Genomic DNA, 1,132 nt, shown 5'->3' on the forward strand with positions numbered 1-1,132 from the left:
TTTCGCCGACGCCCGATTTATCGCCCGGAAGATCCGGTGCAATTCAAGGGCTTCGTGCGAACCTATCTCGGCGGCGCGCATCGTTTCGCCTCGGGCACGGGGTCGCTCGTGGTGCAAGGGCCGAATGATGAGGAGTGGCGCTATCCGGTTACGCTCAGCGATACGGGCGCCTTCCATTTCGAGTTCAACGAGAAAACCGACGCGACCGGGGATTATAGCGCCTATTTTGAGAGCAACGGCAAAGAGACGGAAAGCTGCGGGCAGGCGCGCTTCAAGAAAGACGCCTATCGGCTGCCGACCTTCGAAGTGCTCTTGAACGGCCCGCAGCGGGTGGCGCTCGATGAGGAATTTGGTATCGACCTGTCGGCGCGCTATTTCGCGGGCGGCTTGGTAGCGGATCGACCGATTTTGTGGCGGGTGACGCAAGCGCCAATTGCCTGGACCCCGCCGGACCGCCCCGGCTTCTTCTTCTCCAGCGATTCGCGCTTCGGGGCGGAGGAGAAGTTCCGGGCAAGCCCGGTGCTGGAGCAGAACGCCCGCACCGACGACAGCGGCTCGGCCCCGCTGAAACTCAATCCCACCCTGGAGCCGACCGGCCATCCGCGCCGCTATCAGATTGAGGCGACCGTGACCGGGCCGGACGATATTCAAGTGCGCACCTCTACCCAAGTGCAGGCGCTTCCAGCTTCGTGCTGGGGGTGAAGGTGCCGCGCTATCTGGAAACAGCGACCAGCCTTCAGCCGGAAATCCTCGCCATCGGCCCGCAGGGCACGCCGGTTGCAGGGGTGCCGCTGACGGTGAAGCTGGTGAGGCGCAGTTGGAACTCGCTGCTGCAAGCCGGGGATTTCTCTCAAGGCACGGCCAAATATACGACCGAAACCATTGATGAGGTGATCGAAGAGCGCAAAATCGTCAGTGGGGCCGACGCGCTGAAGCTGGATTTCCCCCTGCGCGAGGCGGGCGTCTATTTGGTTCAGGTCGAGGCCGCCGATAAAATCGGGCGGCGGCAGTTCGTCTCGGTCGATCTGTTCGTGAATGGCGGCGCGCCGGTCACCTGGTCGCGCCCGCCGACCGAAACCGTGGCGGTCAGTAGCGACAAGGATGCCTACGCCCCCGGCGAAAGCGCGCAACT

2 protein-coding genes are annotated in these 1,132 nt (G+C 63.4%); both read left to right on the top strand.

All coding sequences use genetic code 11. From position 1 onward, the window contains the following. On the top strand, window positions 1–702 hold a 702-nt coding region (locus VZ95_RS22060; protein ID WP_456297701.1), incomplete at its 5' end, for a hypothetical protein. Then, window positions 690–1,132, top strand: a 443-nt coding sequence (locus VZ95_RS22065) for a hypothetical protein (protein ID WP_232302650.1), incomplete at its 3' end; no start/stop codon positions are given. The genes VZ95_RS22060 and VZ95_RS22065, both read left to right, overlap by 13 nt.

The sequence above is a fragment of the Elstera litoralis genome (assembly GCF_000963705.1).
Lineage (GTDB): Bacteria > Pseudomonadota > Alphaproteobacteria > Elsterales > Elsteraceae > Elstera > Elstera litoralis.